The following is an 18,229-nucleotide window of genomic DNA, read 5'->3' on the forward strand; positions in this document are numbered from 1 at the left end:
CTTTATTCCTCTATCGGTTTTAAGAGTTGTTGGGTGGTTTCTAAGGCTAGGTATAAATGCGCTTTGTCTTGCGACAGTTTTGTGAGTAAAGCAGCACCTAACCATAACTGATACATGACTTGCGCAGTTTTTAAAGGCTCAATATGTTTTGGAATTGAACCTTCTTGTTGACCTTCTTTAATTAGCAAAGCCAAACGTTGCGTTAGTTTGTGTACGCCTTCATTGAGAATCTGGCGCATATCTTCTGATAAGTCCGAAACCTCGGCTGCCAGTTTCACAATTAGACAGTTTTCAGCCCAGCTACCATTTACTGGATCATCAATCCACGCCTGCCATAAGGCCATTAAACGGGCATGGGCGCTTTGCTCACCGTGCTGCCAAAGTTGTTCCATACGAACTTTATAGTCAGCCATGTATTGCTCGAGCAACGCACAGCCGAAAGCCTCTTTCGAAGCAAAGTAGTGATAGAACGACCCTTTAGGTACATCACAAGACTTTAAGATTTCTTGCAAACCAACACCGACGAACCCTTTACGTAGTACTAGCTCAAAGCTGGTATCTAGAATGTGTTGTCGTGTAGTTTCGCTTTTGTTTAATCGTTTCATACATTCATCATAAACAACTATTAGACCAGTCGTCTAGTAAAATTATGTTGCTTGTGAAAATAGGCTAAGAGTAGAAATGTAGAGTGAGGAATGTTAAAAATACAATCTGCTTATTTAAACAAATTTTGTCGATTGTCGTTTAACCGTCACAATTTGTCGCTTTAAATCATTTTGTAGCACTTGAACAATTTTAAATCGTTATCATATAGGGTCTGTTGTTTATAAATAGCCATATCTCCCTGTGACTAATCAAACAACACCTAAATTTTCATCAATACATAATTGAGATGTTTTATGAGCCAAAGTCATATCCGTATTCGAGGCGCACGTACCCATAACTTAAAAAATGTGTCTCTCGATATTCCACGCGATAAATTTGTGGTGATTACGGGGCTATCAGGTTCAGGAAAATCTTCTCTTGCCTTTGATACCTTGTACGCCGAAGGACAGCGCCGTTACGTCGAATCACTTTCGGCCTATGCCCGTCAGTTTTTATCGCAAATGGAAAAACCTGAAGTTGACTCGATTGAAGGTTTATCACCAGCGATTGCAATTGAGCAAAAATCTACCAGTCACAACCCACGCTCAACCGTCGGTACCATTACCGAAATTTATGACTATTTACGTTTGCTTTATGCCCGTGTCGGTACGCCTTATTGCCCTGAACACGACTTGCCTATGGTTGCGCAAACCGTTTCTGAAATGGTCGATGCGGTAAAAACGCTTGAGGAAGGTACAGCACTTATGTTGCTTGCCCCAGTGGTACGTGAGCGTAAAGGTGAATACAGCAACCTGTTCGAACAACTACAAGGTCAAGGTTTTGTTCGTGCCCGTGTAGATGGCGAAATTATTGATATTGATACGCCACCGGAACTCGACAAAAAGAAAAAACATACCATTGAAGTCGTTGTTGACCGCTTCAAAGTACGTGATGACTTAGGCAACCGTATTGCTGAATCATTTGAGACCGCACTACGTTTAGGTGGTGATATAGCAGTTTTATCGTGGATGAATGGCGAACACCCAGATCGCGTTTTTTCTGCAAAACACTCATGTCCTGAGTGTGATCGCGCAGTTGCTGAACTTGAGCCACGTTTATTTTCATTTAACAACCCGTTTGGTGCCTGTCCTGTTTGTGATGGCTTAGGTACACGTAGCCATTTTAGTTCTGAGAAACTGATTCCAAATCCTGATCTTGCGATTAGCGAAGGTGCTATTCGTGGTTGGGATCGTCAACGTCCTTATTACTATTCAATGCTGCAAAAAGTTGCCGACCACTTCGGTTTTCAACTTGATACGCCTTGGAACCAGTTAGATAAAGACACGCAAAAGAAATTTCTACAAGGTACTGGCAAAGAAAAAATCGATTTAAGTTATATCGATGAACGCGGCCGCAAACATACACGCGTACAACCTTTTGAAGGAATTTTGCCACACCTTGAGCGTCGCTACCGTGAAACTGAAAGTAACTATGTACGTGATGATTTAGCTCAATATTTATCTAATGCAGCATGTGATGCATGTGGTGGTTCACGTCTAAATGAAATTTCACGTCATGTTCGTGTAAAAGATAAAACCATTGCAGACATTACCCGCATGTCGATTGGCGATGCAGAAAGCTATTATCAAGATTTAAATCTTGAAGGTGCTAAAGGCGAAATTGCCGATAAAATCTTTAAAGAGATTCGTGAACGTCTACACTTCTTGGTAAGTGTTGGTCTGAACTATTTAAGTCTGGCTCGTTCTGCCGAAACACTATCGGGTGGTGAAGCTCAGCGTATCCGTCTAGCTTCGCAAATTGGTGCAGGTTTGATGGGTGTTATGTATGTACTCGATGAACCATCAATTGGTCTCCATCAACGTGATAATGACCGTTTATTACAAACGCTAATTCGCTTACGTGATTTGGGCAATACAGTATTAGTCGTTGAACATGATGAAGATGCAATCCGTGCAGCTGACCATATTATTGATATCGGCCCGGGTGCTGGGGTACATGGTGGCGTTGTCATTGCTGAAGGAACTTATGAGGAGCTGGCTAAACATGCCGACTCTCTTACAGGTCAATACCTTTCAGGCAAGCTTAAAATTGAGGTGCCAAAAAAACGTACTCAATCGCCACGTCCAGATGAATTCATCAAGCTTTCAGGTGCATCAGGCCATAACTTAAAAAATGTCGATTTAACTATTCCACTTGGCATTATGACTTGTGTAACTGGGGTTTCAGGTTCGGGTAAATCAACACTGATTAACCGTACGTTACTTCCATTGGCTGCAACACAGCTCAACGGTGCAACGACTTTAACAGCTGAAAAGTTCGACTCAATTGATGGTCTACAACACCTTGATAAAGTCGTTGATATTGACCAAAGCCCAATTGGCCGTACACCACGTTCTAACCCTGCAACGTACACAGGGCTATTTACACCAATTCGTGAGTTATTTGCTCAAACTCCAGAGGCGAAAGCCCGTGGTTATAGCGCTGGCCGTTTCTCGTTTAACGTGAAAGGCGGACGCTGTGAAGCATGTGAAGGCGACGGCATGATTAAAGTCGCAATGCACTTCTTACCAGACATGTATGTACCTTGCGATGCTTGTCATGGTAAACGCTATAACCGTGAAACACTTGAAGTGGGCTATAAAGGCAAAAACATTTCTGATGTTTTAGAAATGACGGTTGAAGATGCTGCTGAGTTCTTTAGTGCTATTCCAGTCATTCACCGCCGCTTAGAAACCTTAACTCAGGTTGGCTTAGGCTATATTCGTTTAGGTCAAGCTGCTACTACACTTTCTGGTGGTGAAGCGCAACGTGTAAAACTTGCACGTGAGTTAGCAAAACGAGATACAGGTAAAACGCTTTATATCTTGGATGAACCGACAACAGGTCTACATTTCCACGATATTGCTAAGTTGCTCGATATTTTGCATGAGCTACGTAACAAGGGTAATACCATTGTGGTGATTGAACATAACCTTGATGTGATTAAAACAGCGGACTGGGTTGTCGACTTAGGTCCAGAAGGTGGTTCGGGTGGTGGTATGATCATTGCCGAAGGTACACCTGAACAAGTGGCTGAGGTTGAGATTTCCCATACGGGTCGTTTCTTGAAACCGATGTTGAAGCAATAAAACAAAAAAGCCGGAAAGTGATTTCCGGCTTTTTTATCCCTCTACAACATTTCGGCCCCGAGCTTTAGCTCTTAAGAGTGAACGATCTGCTTTTTCTAACAGCTCCATCCAGCTTGTCGCTCCAATCGCAAACCCTATACTGACTGATACATGTAATTTTTCATTTGAGCCAGATAAATTAATTTCTTCTAAAGCAATCGCAATACGAATTTTTTCCGCCAATAGACGCGCATCTAAAAACGGCACCTGTTCTAATAAAATTAAAAACTCATCACCACCATAACGCACAATTAGATCAGAAGCGCGCACATTCGCTTTCAATTGATCGGTAATACGTTTAATCACTTGGTCACCAACAATATGACCATATTGATCATTCACATCTTTAAAGCGATCTATATCAATAATCATTAAACAGGTTTGTGAAAACTTTTGAGGATAGCTCTCAACAATTTTTAAATACTCAGATAAAGCTAAACGGTTGGATACACCAGTTAACGGGTCTGTATTGGCAATATTTTTAAGTTGGAATTCAAACGCATCTCGCTGCTTAAGCATTCTTTGCAAACGGTCAATCGCTTCAAACAGTGAAATGAACTCACCTTTTTTAGGGTTCAATTCATCTACTGGATAATCTTTGCTATGAGACAAATCAAGAATTAAGGTACGAGCTTGAATAAGAGGCTCAAATACCCGTCTCTTTGCATAAATTAAGGTAAGTAAAGCAGCTGCTAACGATATGCTAGAAATAAGCAAAGTAAGAAAGAATTTCTTTTTTGCCAAATAGTTTTCTTGAGATGCAATCAAGACACTTTTATTAAGTAGAAAATTTTGTAAATCAATAACTGTTGTAAATTTATCAACGATTTGGTCTGTAAGTTCAGTTCCATTTAAATGGTAAGCCTCATGCTTCTGGCTTTCTTCTAAAAGTTGACCAACAATAGGCACACCTTTATCTAAAAATTCAGTTTTAACTCTTGCGTAAAGGCGATGATATTCAGGAGTCTTGGCTTGCTCAGACTGTAGCGTATCTACAAGTGCCCATAAGTAACGGGCTTGCTGTTGAGTCTGTAAAGAACGCGCCCGATTATCATTAGGAATCGTTTCTTTAAATGTCACTGGCGCAATAACATTAGATGCGGTACGACCGGCCTGATCACGCATGTCAGTTAAAACCACAATCAAAGTAAAATAGTTATTAATTTGGCTATCTTTACTTTTTAGCTGCAACATAAGCTTTTGCAAAATTTCCCGACAACTATCCCAAGCACCAAACATACCCAAAATGGCATTATCAAATTGCAAAGAGGTTCTTGCCTGTTCAGGTGTTGCGGCATAATAGTCGACTACAGCCCGCGCCTGTTTCAAATCATCTTTAAATTTAGTATCTAAAATACGTGCTAAATCGGAATAACCCTCTTCTTCTAAAATACGAATAGTTTCATTAATTTGCTGATCGACAGTAAGCCGATACTCTAATAACTTTTTCTGATTTTTTAAAAAGTCGGCAGCGTTACTCGACATTAATTTATTTGCTGGCGCACGTTCTTTAGATACTTTATTTGCAACTTCAGCAATCGACCTTAAGCTTTTGATTTCAACCAACGCTTGTTTAGTTTTTAAATATTCTTGATAACTGCTGACAATAAGAGGCACAGCCATAAACAGTAAGGACAGAATAATGACCAACATAAAGAAAAATAGTCGATTACTGATATGTTCTGAACGTAATCCTGACATTTCTAGCTGGTACTCCGTAAATGCCCTACCATCATCACTACTATAAAATGAAGTAATTAATCCGCATCCTAGCACTTTAATGAGCAGAAGTTCAGCAACAAAGTTTGAATAACGTAATATAGGTCTTCATCGTTTGTATTTCATGAAAATCTGATCGAAAGAGCAAATGATGGCTATAGCAAAACTCCATTTTACAGCTGAAGTAAATTTCGCAATTCTATAGTTAGCTTCTTTTTCCTCTTGGATGCCTCTCCCAGCATCCGAAACCCAGCGCTAAGCTGGGTTCTTTTTTATACAGATCAAAAAGAAGAAATTTCATGTAATTTTTTTAATAAATGTTAATGTTTTCTTATAGATAAAAAAAAGCTCAACCTTGGGGAAAGCTGAGCTCGTAAAGTCTGATGTGATAACACATCGTATCTGGGAAAGTACTACCAACTATAAAAATGTTAGATAGTGAACTTTGCAATTGAATTGTGTGACTTATCTCTAATTTTGTAAAGTTGATTAAATTGATCAGAATTAATTTTTTAATCGTTTTTTTGATTTAAAAATGTTTTTTTTTAGCCTTATTCAATTATATAATTATTTTAAATAGATAGATTATTTAGATAAACTTATCAAAATAATGATAACTATTCCTCAAAATATATGAAAATTGAAACAGGAATAATATTCGAACGACTATTTATTAAACGAATCGACAAATTTATGAACGTTAAATCCGATCAATAAAATCATTTTTTCCAATTATAAATGTAATTATTTTGAAACTATTTCAAGCCAAATCCTTATGAATCTTAAGGTTTAGCTTCTTGTTAATGTTCATTTTTTTAGCAGGTTGACATAAGACACTCTGATTGTTTACTTTTTAAACATTTTTAACATAAGTGTCAAATTTCCTTAACATTACGTTTCATCTATTATTGACTTCATAAATTGTTACAATACAATGACCCCAGCTTTATCTCTTGTTAATGCTGGAAATGATTATGAAAAAACTTGGTTTAGCCACTGCTGTATTATTAGCCATGACCGGTGCTCATGCTTATCAATTTGAAGTTCAAGGTCAATCTGAATATGTTGACACAACTGCAAACGATAAGAACTACACTGGTGACGTTGCTGGTACATTCTATTTGAAAAATGTTGATACAGCTAAGGGTCCTTTAGCTGAAGCAGCTTTCTTAAACCAAGCTTCTAGCGTGTCTTTAGGTTACAGCTATCAACAATATGACCAAAACAACGGTTTAAACTACCGTGTAGGTACATACGGCGTTAAAGGTGAGGCTTACGTTCCAACTCCTTACCTTCCTGTATACGCTAGCGCTACTTATAACCACACTGATGTTGACGGTAAAAACGCGATTTCTCGTGATGACCAAGGCGACCGTTATGCTTTAGAAGTTGGTGCAATGTTGTTACCTAACTTCTTGATGGCTGTTGGTTATACAAGCGTAGCTAACCAATTTGCTTTAGATAACTTCGGTATCATGGGCAACGGTATCTACTCTGCTGTTAACCAAACTGCTGCAATCCAAAACGATCAAGATGCTGTTACAGCTCGTGCTAAATATGTAGGTCCAATCGACGGAACTAACATGGCAATCGGTTTTGAAGCTGCTGGTGCTTTCGGTCAAGAAAACCAATACGGTTTAAAAACTGACCTTTACTTAACTCCTAAGTTAAGCGTTGGTGCTGCATTCATCGGTAACGACGGCGTAGCAAACATCAAAGGTAATGACCTTGGTGAATTCCGCCAAGCTTGGGGTGGTAACGTAAACTACTTCATCACTCCTGCTCTTGCAGTTGGTGCGTCTTACATGAAAGCTGACGTTAAAAAGTCTAGCTACGACACACAAACTATCGGCTTAAATGCTAAATTCCGTTTCTAATTTAATTTAGAAATTGAATTAAAAAAAAAGGACTCAATTGAGTCCTTTTTTTATGGCTATTAACTACGTACGATATTTAAGAAATGTAAATGACGTTCATACTGATCAATAATATCCTGAATCAAATCTTCCTGCGTCCAGTCCATTACATCGTAGTTCTGCCCACCCTCTCTCAAAAATACTTCGGCTTGGAAATATTGACCATCTTCTGCTTCCGTACGACCAATTAAAAAACTTGGTGGTACTGTTTCACGTGAAACAACTTTATAAATAAAATTAATTTCATGATGATGATCGACTCGAAGCTGCATACCATCTTCAACTTCACTAATTGAAACTTCAAGATGACGACGTCTAAACTCATGCTGAATATTTTCAAAAGCTCGTGAAACCTGCTTTTCAATATATTGCTTCACCTCTTCTTCACTATGAGGATAATGCATGATCAAACCTAATCGTTGTTGCCAACTTCTTGGGTTATGAATGGCACGTGGGGTAATACGAGCTTCCTGAATTGCTTGCATTTTCGTGACATCAAGATGCAAAGCTTTTATTAACCCCCAACTCATCAAGAGCATGACTACAGTAAACGGCAACGCACTCATAATAATTGAAGACTGGAGTGCAGCAAGACCGCCAACCAAGAGTAAAATAATAGCCAGCACAGCCATCAATACTGTCCAGAACAGGCGCTGCCAAGTTGGTGAATTTTCAGTTTTTGCTGTTAAGTAGTCAGTAACGAGTGCTCCCGAGTCTGCTGAAGTCACAAAAAATAAAACCACTAAAATAGTAGCCAGAATATTCATGACACCTGACCATGGCAAGTGCCCTAAAAACTCAAATAGAGCAACTGAGGAGTCTTGCTGGACAGCCTGAATGAGAGTGGTTTGATGTTCATGGATAATGCTAAATAACGCGGCATTTCCTAAAAAGCCCATCCAAATGATGGTAAAGCCTGTCGGAATAAGAAGAACACCTACAATAAACTCTCGAATGGTACGACCACGGGAAACCCTTGCGATAAACATACCCACAAATGGTGACCATGAAATCCACCAAGCCCAATATAAAATGGTCCATCCCCCAATCCATCCATTTGGCTGATAAGCATATAAATTGAATGTCATGGTAAAAAGGTTAGATATATATTGCCCAGTATTTTGAATAGTAGTCTGGAGTAAATAAATACTAGGGCCAGCGATAAAAACAAATACTAATAATATTAAAGCTAAAACTAAGTTGAGCTCTGATAAGCGTTTAACCCCTTTATCTAGACCTAAGAACACAGATAATGAGGCTAAAATACTCACAAAAATAATAAGTAGAACTTGAATATTGGTACTTTGCTCGACACCAAATAAATAATGTAAACCAGAGTTAATTTGGGTAACACCAAATCCCAGAGAAGTCGCTACACCAAATACCGTACCAATGGTCGCAAATATATCGATACTGTCGCCCAACGGCCCATAAATCTTTTTACCAATGAGGGGGTAAAGGGCTGAGCGGGTCTTTAACGGTAAATTATGACGATAAGCAAAATAAGCTAATGCTAAACCGACCACAGCATAAATTGCCCATGCGTGTAAGCCCCAGTGGAAAAAAGTCACACGTAGAGCTTGCTGAGCTGCATCAATTGTCTGCGCATCTCCACTTGGTGGATTTACATAGTGCATGACAGGTTCAGCAACACCGAAGAACATTAAGCCAATACCCATACCGGCAGTAAACAGCATGGCAAACCATGAACCGTTACTATATTCGGGCTGGCTATGGTCAGGGCCTAATTTAATCCGACCTATCGCAGAACAGGCAATATAAATGAGTAAAATAAGAAAGAATGCAACTGATAGAACATAGAACCAGCTAAATGAATCGGTGATCCACTGCTTTAACTGTTGCGTTAAAAGTTCAAAAGAACTCGGAGCGATCACGACAACTGCTAGGAACAAAGCAATAATAATGACCGTACCCAAAAAGACATTGGGATTAACATTTGCGAACCAACTCGTTTGTTTGGAAGGCATAAATCCTCCATGTTATTTTAATGAAAAGTGACAGGCATGAAGCCAATAAAGACATTCAGGAATGAACAAAGTTATATCTTTCAATAGAGAAAGCCGATCATACTGTAAACAAACTTAATTAATATTGCAGTTACAAAGGTGTAAATAAATTAAAACACCTCCTTCTTTATTTATCAGAATTCTTTTTAGGGGCGTGTGAAATATACTGTAAAGCGATCAAACGCGTAACAATTAATGCCAAATACATAACACCACAAAACATTTGTAACATCGCTAGAACACGTGCTGGTGGACTAAGGGGCATGAGGTCAGACAACCCTGTCGCTGACTGCAAACTAAAGCTTAAAAATAATAAATCTAGCCAAGTTTGTAAGTGATAAACATGGTTTGGATTTTGGAAGCTATTTGGAATTAACAACTGACAAATGTTGTATAAAAAAGCAAATCCCCAAGCAATTAAGGTAAAAACAGCTGCTGCTGCAAACAGCTCATCTCGTGTCAAATATCGGTCAGCAAACATATAACGAAATAACCCATAAGCTGCCGAGAAGTAAGCTAAAGCTTCACAGCTGTGAGCAAAAATCTGGATGGTTAAATTGCTGTAGCCTAATAAAATAAACACTGACGATATAATTGCGCCACTTACAAAAGTAAGTCCTAAAAAGGTAAACATAGGTGTTTGACGAATCACTTTAGCAATAATGAGTAAAGCAAGTACTCCTAATGCCCAAGTTAAGGTTCTATAAACCTCATTATCAAAAGTCAGCATAGCCAGAATAAGTAAAATGAATTGCACAAACAGCAACCATGCAGAAGGCAATAATCGAAAGCTCGCCCAGAACTCGATAATAGATCGCATTTAATTATTTTCCATTTTTTCATTATGTTTTGAATTATAGAAAATCATACTGTACAAAAAATAGGATAAACAAGTTGTTCTTTATTAAGGAGCTTCTTTTCAATAACCTTTAGGAGAAAAACAAAAAAAGCCCCGTAGGGCTTTTTATGACATGTTTAATACATTCTGATTAGTGGTCTGATGCACCAGAAGCACCAATACCTGTCATTGAACGTACATATTGTGCGTCGAAAGCAGCACGTTCTTTTTTCGCACGTGCTGAGTTATCAGTCACTGAGAAGAACCAACAGCAAAGGAACGACAATGGCATCGCAAACAATGCAGGACCATTGAACGGGTTAATTGGTGTATCTGAGATTTTTAAAGTATCAACCCATACCGCTTTAGATAAGATGATCAGTACAACAGCTGTTACCAAACCAACCACCCCACCAATCACAGCGCCACGTGTGGTTAAACCTTTCCAGAACATTGAAAGAACAAGTACTGGGAAGTTCGCACAACAAGCTACAGAGAACGCTAAACCTACCATGAATGCTACGTTTTGCTTTTCAAACAAAATACCCAAGATCATGGCAAAAACTGCTAAACCAAGCGTCGCGATTTTTGACATACGAAGTTCAGAAGCAGGAGTCGTTTGACCCTTTTTAAATACGTTAGCGTATAAGTCGTGTGAAATTGCAGATGCACCTGAAAGTGTTAAACCAGCAACAACAGCAAGAATCGTTGCGAACGCTACTGCTGAAATGAAGCCCATGAACAAGTCACCGCCTAAAGCGTCACTTAAATGCACAGCTGCCATGTTGTTACCGCCAACCAGCTCAAGCTTTCCTGTCATTGCCATTTTCGCAACATCAAGGAATTGCGGGTTATTTGATACAAAAAGGATCGCACCGAAACCAATAATGAAAGTTAAAAGGTAGAAGTAACCAATAAAACCTGTTGCAACGACTACAGATTTACGTGCTTCTTTTGCGTCTTTTACAGTGAAGAAACGCATAAGAATGTGTGGAAGACCCGCTGTACCAAACATGAGTGCTAAACCAAGAGATAAAGCATCAATTGGGTTTGCAGCAAGTTTACCAGGACCCATAATTTTTGCAGCGTCTTCAAGGCTTATGTTATGGACTTTACTGAACACTTCAATAGATTGGGTGAACATATTGCTGAAACTGAAACCAACAGCTTTCATGACCATAAATGCCATAAAGGTTGCACCGCTCAGTAACATGACCGCTTTAATGATTTGTACCCATGTGGTTGCCAACATGCCACCAAAAATTACGTATGCCATCATCAATAGACCAACGATGACTACAGCAATGTTGTAGTTCAAACCAAATAGCAATTTAATCAGCTGACCTGCACCCACCATTTGCGCAATTAAATAAAATGCAACAACTACAAGTGAGCTAAAAGCAGCTAAAGTACGAACTGGTTTTTCTTCAAGACGGAATGACACTACGTCGGAAAGGTTATATTTACCGAGGTTACGTAAACGCTCTGCTACCAAGAATAAAACGATTGGCCAACCGACCATGAACCCCAGAGAATAAAGTAAGCCATCAAAACCAGAGCTAAACACCATTGCAGAAATACCAAGGAATGACGCCGCTGACATAAAGTCACCCGCAATTGCCAAACCATTTTGGAAACCACTAATTCCGCCACCAGCCGTATAGAAATCTTGTGCTGATTGAGTTTGTTTTGCAGCCCATTTAGTAATGAACAATGTGAAACCAACAAAGATGACAAACATGATGATGGCATGCCAGTTGGTTGCTTGCTGCTCAGCTTCACCTAAATCCGGGCCTGCCATAGCAACAGTTGAATATAGCGATGCTGCCGCCAGTAAGGCTTTCGCTTTTAATGAATTCCATTTCATATTAGTGTAATCCTTTCTCGTGCGTGATGGCCTCGACTTCCTTCAACGCTTCTTCACTCAACTGATCAAGGGTGTTATTCGCGATGTAGGAATACACGCCACAAAGTACGAAAGATAAAATGATAATTCCTATTCCAAGAGGAATCCCCCATGTCGTTACACCGCCACTAAATGAACTCATCAAAAATTCTTTGTTGTAGCCTACAAGTAGCATAAAGCCCACGTAGAGAATTAACATGATGATGGTGAGGGTCCAACTTAATGCACTTTTTGTCTTGACCATTTTTTGAAACTTTGGATTACGTAGAATCTGTTCCACTTGGCTTTGATCCATAACCAAACTCCTTACATAGTGCCCAACCTTGGTCACTTTTTTTTAATGTATTTTTTCATTATTAAAGTTAGCAAGATTACCTCTAAGTCGTAACTTAGACTTTGGTCGTTAAAATTTAATCAATTTATAGCTTTGTATCGGCATAGGTTATGATAGACACACGGTTTCACTTATGTAGGTCATATGAACAGCTGGCTGATTATTGGGGTGCTCACTCTTTATATTGCGCTTTTATTTGTCTGTGCTTTTTTTGGTGAGAAGCATGCCAGTCGTCTTGGCACACGTGGCCGCATGTTTTTATTTAGTTTAACTTTAGGTGTCTATTGCTCATCATGGACATTTTATGGGGCAACCGGTGCAGCCGTACGTGAAGGCGTCATCTTCTTGCCTATTTATTTAGGCCCACTGTTATTTGTCTGGTTTGGTTACGATATCTGGCGGCGTTTAGGTCGAGTACGCCAGCACCATGCGATTTCGTCAATCGCTGACTTCGTCGCAGCGCGCTATGGTAAAAGTGGTGTGCTGGCCTCATTAGTTACTATTCTGGCGGTTATCGCGATTATCCCCTATCTCGCATTACAGCTCCGTGCAATCGCTTTAAGTACCTCGGTCATTATGGAGCAAAGCTCGCATATTCATACAACGACCAACAGTGTGTTATTGCTCACCAGTGTGCTTGCGATTTTAGCCATGATCTTTGGCACCAGACAGATCGCAAACACGGAACAGCACGGCGGCCTCATGCTTGCAGTTGCATTTGAGTCATTTGTGAAGTTATTTGCCTTACTTTGCGTTGCTTTATTTTTTATTTTTGAATCACCAGCTAACCTCAGCCAAATGACCTCTGATGTAAACCAGACTTTTCAGGAGGTTCAGCTCTTTGGTGTACCTGAAACTTTCTGGATTCAAACTTTACTGGCAGGCTTAGCCATTATTTGTTTACCACGCCAGTTCCACGTGGCGGTAGTCGAGCTACGCGATGAAAAGCATATTCGCGGTGCCCGTAAATGGTTCGCGGTTTATCTCATTTTAACTATTTTAGCTATTATCCCAATCGCAAGCTGGGCTTTGCATGCCGCACCGAAATTCCTAACTGTACCCGATGTGGCTGTACTGTCACTGCCATTAAGTTACAACCAAGAATGGCTCGCTTTACTGGCCTTTTTAGGTGGCTTTTCAGCTTCGACAGGTATGTTACTGGTTTCATCAGTTGCATTGTCTATCATGCTCAGTAACGACTTGATTATGCCTGCCTTATGGCGTTTTAAATTGCTGTCGCGTCATGATAAACATTTACCTAAAGTTCTGAAGTTCAGCCGTCGTATCAGTATTGTCGCAGTGATGCTACTTGGCTTTTTATTTTTCCATTTCTTTAATGATATTAACCAACTTTCAGTTTTTGGTTTATTGGCGTTTAGTGCTGTAGCGCAGTTTGCTCCGGCACTGATTGGTGGTTTGTACTGGCGTGGCGGAAGCCGCCAAGGTGTCTATGCAGGTCTGATTGTTGGATTTTTAATGTGGAGTTATACCTTACTCTTTCCAACAATTTTGCGTAGCTTGCCTGAAGCCTATCAGGATGCTGCTCAAAGTATTTTGCTTTTTGGTCCTTTTGGCATTAATGCCTTACGTCCGGAATCTTTATTTGGTTTTGAGTCATTTGCACCTTTAACTCACGGTGTCATTTGGTCACTTGGTTTAAATATTGTTTTATATATCTGGATTTCAAAAATTTATCGACCAAGTGTGGCAGAACAAATTCAGGCAGAAAGCTTCTTCTACTATGAAACTAAGCCTTTACCATCACCGCACACATCTACTGATTTAACCTATCTTCCTCATGACGCGGCCCGTTTAAAAGTAGGTGATTTATTTGCCTTGGCAAAAAGAATTACAGGTGAGCAACCCACTACACAAGCGTTCGAGAACTTTTGTGAGCAAAATCATCTCACACTCAATCCAAATACAATTGCCAATGGTATGTGGTGGCGTTTTACCGAGCAATATCTGGCCGGTATTATCGGTGCTGCTTCTGCACGTACTTTGCTTACGACAGCCATGATTAATAACGGCCTTGCTTTGGGTCAAGTCGCTAATATTTTAGACCAAGCATCTCAGTGGCAACGTTTCAATCAAAATCTGCTTATGACCATGATTGACCACATGACCCAAGGGGTAAGTGTGGTCGATAAAAATATGTGTCTGGTCGCGTGGAACAACCAATATTTAAAACTATTTGGTTATCCAAAAGACCTTGTTTATGTCGGCTGCCCAATTGCCGACCTGATTCGTTATAACGCTGAACGCGGCGAATGTGGCCCCGGTTCAGTCGAAGAGCATGTACGCAAACGTCTTCACTGGATGAAAGTCGGCAGCGCCCACGAGTTTGAACGTATCCGTAAAGACGGCCGCGTTATTCAAATGCGAGGTAACCCAATTTCAGGCGGTGGTTTCGTCACGACATTTGCCGATATTACGGCCTTCCGTGCGAACGAAGCCGTACTTGAAGCTCGCGTAAAAGATCGGACTCAACAGCTTGCTGATGCCTTAACTGAACAACAGCTTGCACGTGAGCAAGCTGATATGGCCAATATGTCCAAGAGCCGATTTATTGCTGCGGCAAGTCACGATCTATTACAGCCTATGCATGCTGCTCGTCTGTTTAGTACTGTTCTTGAGCAAAGCATTTCGACTGAAGAAGACCGCCAAACCTTACAGCAACTTGACCGAGCACTCTATGGTGCAGAAAGTATGCTGTCTGCCCTACTCGATATTGCACGTTTGGAAGGCGGCACCATACAACCAAAAAGACAACCTTATCCGTTGCATGATTTACTCAGTGACCTTGAGTTGCAGTTTAAATCGATTGCCGCTCAGCGGAATATTTCACTAAAAGTCCACGATGTGTCTTTCTGGATCGATACTGACCCGCAGTGGATTCGTCGTATTATTCAAAACTTTGTCAGCAATGCCCTACGCTATACCGCCAAAGGTCGAGTAGTCGTAGGCGTACTTCGTTCTGCACAGCAATCTGGTCATATTCGAATTGGGGTTTGGGATACTGGACCTGGTATTGCTGAAGAACAACGAATTAAGCTATTCCAAGAGTTTGAACGTTGCGGGCATTTATCACCTTGGGGTGAACAAGGTTTAGGATTAGGTCTCGCCATCGTACAACGTATGACAGGTTTGCTAAATTACCCTGTTCATGTTTACTCGGAGCTGGGCAAAGGCTCATGCTTTATGATTGAGGTGCCTATTGTCGAGCCACCAAAAGTAGCAACACCAACTGTACAGGCCGTGCCTTTAAAAACAAAAGCCTATCGTATTTTGTGCCTAGACAATGATGAAACGATTCTTGAAGGTATGAGTAGTTTATTAGGTCGATGGGGTTATCAAGTTTTTAAAGCCACTGAACCTGAGCAAGCTCTAGACATTATTCAAAAAGAGAATATTCAGGTTTGGCTCATTGACCAGCATTTAAATAACAATCAGCTTGGCGTTGATTTTATTAATCAAAATCGTCAAGAAGATGTTCGAGTTGCCTTAATTACAGCGGACTCCCACCCCGAGTTACCACAGCAATTAAAAGAACTAAATATAGTTCTACTTAAAAAACCACTAAAACCGGCCTCATTAAGAGCGTGGTTATCTGGTCTTAAAATTGCTAGTACGACAGACTAATCATTTATCGCTTCCCAACTTTTGATAAATTTGGGGAGCGATGCTTGGCAAAAATGTTTAGCTAAATTTAAGCCAATAGGCAGAAATGCTCAAAATGTCTACTTTTACTCAATAAATTATTGACCAAAATTTCCAAAGATTCTTTTTCTATGGCAAAGCTCACCTTTTTTGTAAGTGAACACTTGTACACTTAGTTACAATTTAATAAGTCATTGTTTTTACAATTATTTATTTACTAAAAATCACTATATACGACTTTAGTCGTATTCTACTTGCATTCTGCATGACACATAAATATTCAAAACGCATTTTATTCGTCTGACGATTTATTTGAACTTATTTTGCCTGATCGCACCCCTGCTCATGAATTAACGCAAAGGACCACTGCCATGAATATTTCTGATAACAGCCCGCAAGGCCAACTTTCTTCTCAACAGTTTTATCGCCAATACAGTGCCAATGCCTTACTTCCAGAGTTAGATTGGCAAAGTATTTTTCCGCACAGCAAGCTGAGCGAAGCACATATCAAAGCTCTTAATACAATTTATCAGTGTGCTGTGCCCCTCGCACTTAATGTGTTTCATGATTTAAATTTTGATGTATTTGCACCTGCTGCTTATCATCCGCAAGGTTTGGGCTTATTTGACAAGTTAGCGCAACAAGAAGAGAACTTCTTAAAAGTCCTCACTGCTGAAAGTGAAAATCTTGATCATGACACACGCCATCAAATCTGGAGCATGTTACTCCGCGGTGGTGCTGTTCTGGTTTTCAAGGCTTGGCTTGGCCATGTCAAACTCGGAGAAAACCAGTTAGATATGACTCAGTTCGATGAGCTTTCTGACTTGCTCTTTATTAAGACACCTCCACATCAACTTGCTGAGCGTTTGCATGTAGATGAAAAAGCAAAACTTGACCATATCTTCTTAATGTATGGCAATGATATTTTTCTTGATCGGTTCAACAGTCTAGAAACCGCAGCACTTTTTGTTGATTTAGGGGTTTATGATGCAGCTTTCTTAAGCTTACGTGATGACCGCGTGGCTGAATATTTAAAAAGTAAAGGCTACGTAACTCAAGAACAAATTGATGATTTGCAATGTGCTCTTAACCCACTGTACTGCGACAGCCTAACACCTAAGCAAGATTGCCTTGCTTAAGTGGAACATATAAAAAAGACCTCAATTGAGGTCTTTTTTATTTTAGATTTTTTTATCTTCAATATTTAATGCGCTGATTGCCAATACAGCCTGTGTACGATTTTGTACGCCTAATTTTCTGAAAATGGCGGTTACATGCGCTTTAATGGTAGCCTCTGAAACATCGAGTTCATAAGCGATCTGTTTATTTAATAAACCTTCTGCAACCATCATCAAAACACGGAATTGTTGAGGCGTTAACGACTGAATACGTTCAGCCAAAGCAGTTTCATCTGCCGCTCTCGGATCAAGATTAATATTTGATGGAAGGTTTGGTGGTAACCAGATTTCGCCATCTAGAACTTGACGAATCGCTTCACCAATATGACTTGGATGAGCCGATTTAGGAATATAACCCATTGCACCATGTGCAATCGCACGTTGGATAATTGACGCTTCTTCGTGTGCAGAAACCACAATAATTGGAATAGAGGGATATTGTGCTCTTACATAGACCAGAGCAGAAAAGCCTGAAGCACCTGGTAAGTTTAAATCAAGTAATACCAGATCAGGTTCTGCCCCATTTTCCAAACGCTCATAAAACTCATCAACCGAAGCTGTTTCATGAATTTGTGCCTGTGGCAGGCTATAACGTACTGCTTGAATCAAAGCATGACGAAACAAAGGATGATCATCAACGATTAAAATATTCATAAGCGATTAAAGTAATCTTGAGCATAAGTATGGCCTATTGTAACCCTACTATTTAGATGAAAGATATGCTCATCTTATCCATTTTTATGCAAAATGTTGTTAAATACAGACCTTTGCTTCGTTTTTCCGTTGTTTTTTACCTTTTAATCAAAATTAATCTATTTTTTATATAAGCTTCATTTTTATTCTAAAAAAGATATCACCAATAATTATATAAAATAAAA

The 18,229-nt window shown here is 39.8% G+C and carries 11 protein-coding genes; 4 read left to right on the plus strand and 7 right to left on the minus strand.

The features are described 5' to 3' along the window. Positions 1–2: 2 nt before the first annotated feature. The gene (locus MKL35_RS08425) at positions 3–605 is read right to left on the minus strand and encodes a TetR/AcrR family transcriptional regulator (RefSeq protein WP_004711527.1); all 603 of its coding nucleotides are present in this window, start codon (positions 603–605) and stop codon (positions 3–5) included. A gap of 294 nt (positions 606–899) precedes the next feature. Between MKL35_RS08425 and uvrA the strand changes: the two genes are divergently transcribed. Further along, positions 900–3,734: an excinuclease ABC subunit UvrA gene (uvrA, locus tag MKL35_RS08430; RefSeq protein WP_032011883.1), complete on the plus strand. Its 2,835-nt coding sequence runs from the start codon at positions 900–902 to the stop codon at positions 3,732–3,734. A gap of 33 nt (positions 3,735–3,767) precedes the next feature. On the opposite strand, the gene MKL35_RS08435 is transcribed toward uvrA, so the two are convergent. After that, positions 3,768–5,474 carry a GGDEF domain-containing protein gene (locus MKL35_RS08435; RefSeq protein ID WP_032011882.1) on the minus strand — a complete coding sequence of 569 codons (1,707 nt, stop codon included), beginning with the start codon at positions 5,472–5,474 and terminating at the stop codon, positions 3,768–3,770. Between the two features lie 992 nt (positions 5,475–6,466). On the opposite strand from MKL35_RS08435, the gene omp33-36 reads away from it, so the two are divergent. Continuing rightward, entirely contained in the window at positions 6,467–7,369 is a 903-nt protein-coding gene (gene omp33-36 / locus MKL35_RS08440; RefSeq protein WP_002054064.1) for a porin Omp33-36, read from the plus strand. 59 nt (positions 7,370–7,428) lie between these two features. Here omp33-36 and MKL35_RS08445 read toward each other — a convergent pair whose 3' ends face one another. From MKL35_RS08445 to MKL35_RS08460, 4 genes are all read right to left on the minus strand, one after another. Beyond that, positions 7,429–9,396 (minus strand): BCCT family transporter, encoded by a 1,968-nt coding sequence (locus MKL35_RS08445; RefSeq protein WP_032011881.1) that lies wholly within the window; start codon positions 9,394–9,396, stop codon positions 7,429–7,431. A 166-nt stretch (positions 9,397–9,562) separates the two neighbouring features. After that, on the minus strand, positions 9,563–10,255 hold the full coding sequence (locus MKL35_RS08450) for an ion channel (RefSeq protein WP_006580844.1): 693 nt from the start codon (positions 10,253–10,255) through the stop codon (positions 9,563–9,565). A gap of 169 nt (positions 10,256–10,424) precedes the next feature. Continuing rightward, positions 10,425–12,140, minus strand: a complete 1,716-nt coding sequence (locus MKL35_RS08455) for a cation acetate symporter (RefSeq protein ID WP_016803583.1) — start codon at positions 12,138–12,140, stop codon at positions 10,425–10,427. Position 12,141: 1 nt separating this feature from the next. Then, entirely contained in the window at positions 12,142–12,474 is a 333-nt protein-coding gene (locus MKL35_RS08460; RefSeq protein ID WP_002053967.1) for a DUF485 domain-containing protein, read from the minus strand. A gap of 183 nt (positions 12,475–12,657) precedes the next feature. Between MKL35_RS08460 and MKL35_RS08465 the strand changes: the two genes are divergently transcribed. Further along, positions 12,658–16,155, plus strand: coding sequence for a hybrid sensor histidine kinase/response regulator (locus MKL35_RS08465; protein ID WP_209796486.1), 3,498 nt, complete (start codon positions 12,658–12,660; stop codon positions 16,153–16,155). 389 nt (positions 16,156–16,544) lie between these two features. Further along, complete coding sequence (locus tag MKL35_RS08470) at positions 16,545–17,312, plus strand: hypothetical protein (protein WP_006580841.1); 768 nt, start codon at positions 16,545–16,547, stop codon at positions 17,310–17,312. 42 nt (positions 17,313–17,354) lie between these two features. Here MKL35_RS08470 and MKL35_RS08475 read toward each other — a convergent pair whose 3' ends face one another. After that, a complete protein-coding gene (locus tag MKL35_RS08475; protein ID WP_001023261.1) occupies positions 17,355–18,005 on the minus strand; it encodes a response regulator in 651 nt (216 codons plus the stop codon). Between the last annotated feature and the right edge of the window lie 224 nt (positions 18,006–18,229).

The organism is Acinetobacter sp. AOR41_HL, assembly GCF_027854645.1.
GTDB classification, from domain to species: domain Bacteria; phylum Pseudomonadota; class Gammaproteobacteria; order Pseudomonadales; family Moraxellaceae; genus Acinetobacter; species Acinetobacter nosocomialis.

Coding starts and splice junctions, on each gene's coding strand:
- MKL35_RS08455 (WP_016803583.1), bottom strand. CDS start 12,140: ATGAAATGGAATTCATTAAAAGCGAAAGCCTTACTGGCGGCAGCATCG.
- MKL35_RS08435 (WP_032011882.1), bottom strand. CDS start 5,474: ATGTCAGGATTACGTTCAGAACATATCAGTAATCGACTATTTTTCTTT.
- MKL35_RS08470 (WP_006580841.1), top strand. CDS start 16,545: ATGAATATTTCTGATAACAGCCCGCAAGGCCAACTTTCTTCTCAACAG.
- uvrA (WP_032011883.1), top strand. CDS start 900: ATGAGCCAAAGTCATATCCGTATTCGAGGCGCACGTACCCATAACTTA.
- omp33-36 (WP_002054064.1), top strand. CDS start 6,467: ATGAAAAAACTTGGTTTAGCCACTGCTGTATTATTAGCCATGACCGGT.
- MKL35_RS08460 (WP_002053967.1), bottom strand. CDS start 12,474: ATGGATCAAAGCCAAGTGGAACAGATTCTACGTAATCCAAAGTTTCAA.
- MKL35_RS08465 (WP_209796486.1), top strand. CDS start 12,658: ATGAACAGCTGGCTGATTATTGGGGTGCTCACTCTTTATATTGCGCTT.
- MKL35_RS08475 (WP_001023261.1), bottom strand. CDS start 18,005: ATGAATATTTTAATCGTTGATGATCATCCTTTGTTTCGTCATGCTTTG.
- MKL35_RS08425 (WP_004711527.1), bottom strand. CDS start 605: ATGAAACGATTAAACAAAAGCGAAACTACACGACAACACATTCTAGAT.
- MKL35_RS08445 (WP_032011881.1), bottom strand. CDS start 9,396: ATGCCTTCCAAACAAACGAGTTGGTTCGCAAATGTTAATCCCAATGTC.
- MKL35_RS08450 (WP_006580844.1), bottom strand. CDS start 10,255: ATGCGATCTATTATCGAGTTCTGGGCGAGCTTTCGATTATTGCCTTCT.